The organism is Pseudomonadota bacterium, from assembly GCA_034660915.1.
Classification (GTDB): domain Bacteria; phylum Desulfobacterota; class Anaeroferrophillalia; order Anaeroferrophillales; family Anaeroferrophillaceae; genus DQWO01.
Genome location: JAYEKE010000075.1, coordinates 1 through 4,034 on the forward strand (window position 1 = coordinate 1; position 4,034 = coordinate 4,034).

Sequence of the window (4,034 nt, forward strand, 5' to 3'; positions counted from 1 at the left end):
CTATAGACAAAGTCGAATATTTACTTACAAACTTTCACCCGTTGGGTGTTATTTCTCATTAACGTAACGCCTTTATTTTTCAAGGCTAAACGCTGATAGCTAACAGCTAATCGCTTAACTTAGGTTTGTATCTCTGAGGATTTTTTTATGATTGATAAACCTTCAACAATTATAATTCCGGTGGAAAGCCAAGTCAGGGAATTGGATGCCAAGATTCTGCTGGCTTGTGCCGCGGCTGAACGTGGTTTTCCAGTAATTATCGGTTCCCGGGCCTTTATTCATTTCCAGATGGATTCTTTGCCTCGTGGCGTTTATCTGGCCAAAAGCATGCGGACTTTAAGTATCAGGATGTTTGCTATTCTGCGTGATCTTGGTCATGAGATTGTCGGTTGGGATGAAGAGGGTCTGGTGCGCTGGCCTGATCAGGAGTATTACCGCTGGCGCCTGTCACCTGTTACCCTGCGTAAGCTATCTCATTTATTGACCTGGGGAGCTGATGATGCCCGAGTTTTGCGTGATTATCCAGGGTATCCCGGGACGCCGATTCATCTTACCGGCAATCCTCGCATTGATTTGCTGCGGCCGGAATTGCGTTCTTTCTATCAGCAAAAAGCCGACAAGCTGAAAGAACAATATGGAGATTTTATCCTCATTAATACCAACTTCAGCAAAGTGAATCATTTCTTTTCTCATCTGAGTGAATTGAAAAAACCAGCTTTGGAGCTGGAGGCTGGTGGTGAGGAAACCTTTGATGCCGGCAAGGGTAGATTGAAGCAGGTTCTGTTTGAGTATTTTCAGGAAATGCTGCCGGCTTTATGTCAGACAATGCCGGATCATAGTATTGTTGTTCGTCCTCATCCGGCAGAGAATCATCATCCATGGATGGAAATTGCCGAAGGTTATCCAAATCTGGAAATTATTAATGAGGACAGTGTAACTCCCTGGCTGATGGCGGCAAAAGTATTGGTTGCCAATGGTTGTACCACCATGATTGAAGCAGCTGTTCTGGGAACGCCAACCGTCGCTTACCAGCCGGTGACCGGGGGACAATATGATGATGATTTACCCAATGAAGTGAGTTATAGGGCCTGCTCGCTGGATGAGCTTTGTTTGCAGGTGAAAGAAATAGTGAATGGTGAAAAGGGTTCCATGGATGAATTGGAACGCAGTCGGATTCTGGAGCCGCATATTGCCGCCCTCGACGGGCGATTGTCCTGTGACCGGATGGTTGATGTCCTGGCTGAGGTCGGGTATCTACAGGGTCCTCCTCCGGCTGTTCCCCTGAGAAAATATCTGCGGGGTTGGTTGCATAATCGGGTGCGTAAGGTCAGTAAAAAGATCAATATGCGCCGTCCCGGACACCGTAATAATTTTGCTTACCACCAGCATCGCTTTCCCGGCGTAACAGCCGATGAAATACAAGATCGAATCAAGCGGCTGGGGGATATTCTGGGCCGTTTCCAGGATGTGCAGGTTAAGCGGCTGAGTGAATATATTTTCAGGATTGATTAGTGCTTTTTCCCACTGACAACCGCGAGAATATGTTCGGCCGCGTTGCCCGGCAGGCTGACCCGTTTCAAAAAGGATTGAGATGATTTTTCCAGTTGGGAGCGCTTTGTCAGTGCAGTTGCAAGAAAATCGTGCCAATTCCGGGTAGTGTCAATAAGCGGCAGGGGTTCATAGTAGGCATAGTAGGGGATGTTTTGTCCATAACGGATGACTGCAACGGGAGCCGCAGCCATGGCAGCATCTAAAGCGATGGTGGAAGGTGTGGTGACGACTGCCAGGGAATTGGCCAGCAGCGTTGGTGTCGGCCAATGGGTTATATCCGTCCGGGCGGGATCAAGTACTTCGATATTGCTCATGGAATGAAGAAATTCCGTGTGGGTTTTACTGCGCTGTATAATTCCGGGATGAGGTTTCAGGATAAAATGAAGGTTGGCGAATGTGTCTGCCATATGTTGCAAGTCGGCAAAAAATAGCTGCATGTACCGGTCATCAAAACGGTCAACATGGAGTCCTTCAAAGACGGCGATGAAGGGTGTTTCTGAGACCTGATGCTGGCTTTTTCCCAGGTTGGCAAGGTGGACCTTGGGACAGCCGACCGCCAGGCATTTACGACGGGTATCCATGGCAACGACACCTGGGAGTTGTTCAACTGGCCCCCAGGTCAGAACATTTTGGGCTGCAAAGTGAACGTTGGAGCCTAACTCAGGATCCTGGTAGGTCAGGCCGACATTTTCAAAACCATGCTGCATCGTATACGTATGGACTTTGCAGGCGTTGGCGATCAGCGTGATTATATAGGGAACCTTGTGGCTGGCCACCGTTGATTCAACTGTATTCAGCAGGGCATCAATCTTCAGTAACTTGAAAATAGCCGCTATCAGGTTTCCATGGGTGACGGTAAATGCTGTTTGAATCCCTTTTTCATCCAGTAATTTTTTGGTGGTGGGGAAATGCGTGAGTGCCCGTTTCGTCGCCCAAAAAAACACCTCAATTTCAGGATGTTTCAACGACTGGTGATAAATATCGATGAAAAGATCAATGTCCTGAGGACGACTGATCAGCAACACAAAGATCAGCGGCTGCCGGCTGGAGATGGGATGATTGCGCCGGGAATGCCAATAGTGTATAACCCGGGCAGTTATGATACAGAAAGCAGTATACAGTTTTCTCAGGGAGTGTTTAATAGAGAGAGGGATTTTCATTTTAAGCTATTTCTTGTTAAGTGCTTCACGGGTTCTTTGCCGTCAGGCAAAGGTTTCGATGAAGAAACTTATGCAAGGCCTGGATGAAACATGATTGACTGACGCCGTTGATGTTTGATTATATAGCATAATGCTTCGAGGATGGCGAAATTTATTGTGGCTTTTTATTCATCTCAACTTTCTGACTTGTGTTGCCAGGAGACATTATCAGGATATTCGGGCTTGGCTCACAGCCTGTCTGCGTGCGGCACGCACAGGCAGGCGGCATTGACCGCCGAACGAATCACCACGATGGTGATTCGCGGCGGGCACCTCACAGCTGCACACGATGTGCAGCGAGAATGAGCGAGAGCCATGCCGGAATATTCTTGAAACAAATTTTTTCAAGCTTTTTTTCATAACTCAGAAAGTTGACATTCATAAAATCAATCTATTGATAGAGAGGATGGTGTAATTCTTTGTTAAAAGAACGTTCGATTTTAGTGACGGGCGGTACCGGTTCATTCGGCCAGAGATTTATTGAGACAGTTCTTGACCGTTATCCAGAGATTACCAGGTTAGTGGTCTTTTCTCGTGACGAACTTAAACAGTTTGAAATGGCCCAGGTTCTTTCCACCGATAAATATCCGCAGCTTCGTTATTTTATCGGGGATGTACGTGATAAGGAGCGTCTGTCTCGGGCTTTGCAGGATATTGATATTGTCATCCATGCTGCTGCTCTTAAGCAGGTGCCGGCGGCGGAATACAACCCCTTTGAATGTATTAAAACCAATGTGATGGGGGCCCAGAATGTGATTGAGACCTGTCTGGATGCCGGAGTGAAAAAAGTAGTGGCTTTGAGTACTGACAAAGCGGCCGGACCGGTTAATCTCTATGGAGCAACGAAACTTTGCTCAGACAAACTGTTTGTAGCTGCAAATAATATCAAAGGGAAAAAGGACATTAAATTCAGTGTGGTCAGATATGGTAATGTTATGGGCAGCAGGGGCAGTGTCATTCCTCTTTTTCTGCGACAACGCCATACCGGGTTTTTACCGATTACCGATGAACGGATGACCCGCTTTAACATTACCCTGGATCATGGGGTGAGGATGGTTTTAAAAACCCTGGAAATGATGTGGGGTGGTGAGGTTTTTGTTCCCAAAATTTCCAGTTATCTGATTACCGACCTGGCAGAAGCAATAGCTCCCGGATGTCAGCTGCGAACTATCGGGGTTCGTCCGGGGGAGAAACTTCACGAAGAGATGATAACGGTTTCAGATGCCATCAATACGGTGGAACTTGAGGATGAATATGTGATTCTGCCTTCCATGAAATTATGGG

Annotated in this window: 4 protein-coding genes; 2 read left to right on the forward strand and 2 right to left on the reverse strand. The window is 47.0% G+C overall.

Annotated elements, in window-relative coordinates; all coding sequences use genetic code 11:
• Positions 1-147 precede the first annotated feature (147 nt).
• Positions 148-1,512, forward strand: coding sequence for a surface carbohydrate biosynthesis protein (locus U9P07_04375; GenBank protein MEA2108636.1), 1,365 nt, complete (start codon positions 148-150; stop codon positions 1,510-1,512).
• On the opposite strand, the gene U9P07_04380 is transcribed toward U9P07_04375, so the two are convergent.
• Positions 1,509-2,711 carry a hypothetical protein gene (locus U9P07_04380; protein ID MEA2108637.1) on the reverse strand — a complete coding sequence of 401 codons (1,203 nt, stop codon included), beginning with the start codon at positions 2,709-2,711 and terminating at the stop codon, positions 1,509-1,511. The two genes, U9P07_04375 and U9P07_04380, sit on opposite strands and share 4 nt — an antisense overlap.
• A 227-nt stretch (positions 2,712-2,938) precedes the next feature.
• Positions 2,939-3,067 carry a hypothetical protein gene (locus U9P07_04385; GenBank protein ID MEA2108638.1) on the reverse strand — a complete coding sequence of 43 codons (129 nt, stop codon included), beginning with the start codon at positions 3,065-3,067 and terminating at the stop codon, positions 2,939-2,941.
• Between the two features lie 102 nt (positions 3,068-3,169).
• Here U9P07_04385 and pseB point away from each other — a divergent pair.
• The coding region (pseB, locus tag U9P07_04390; GenBank protein MEA2108639.1) for a UDP-N-acetylglucosamine 4,6-dehydratase (inverting) at positions 3,170-4,034 on the forward strand (865 nt) is incomplete at its 3' end.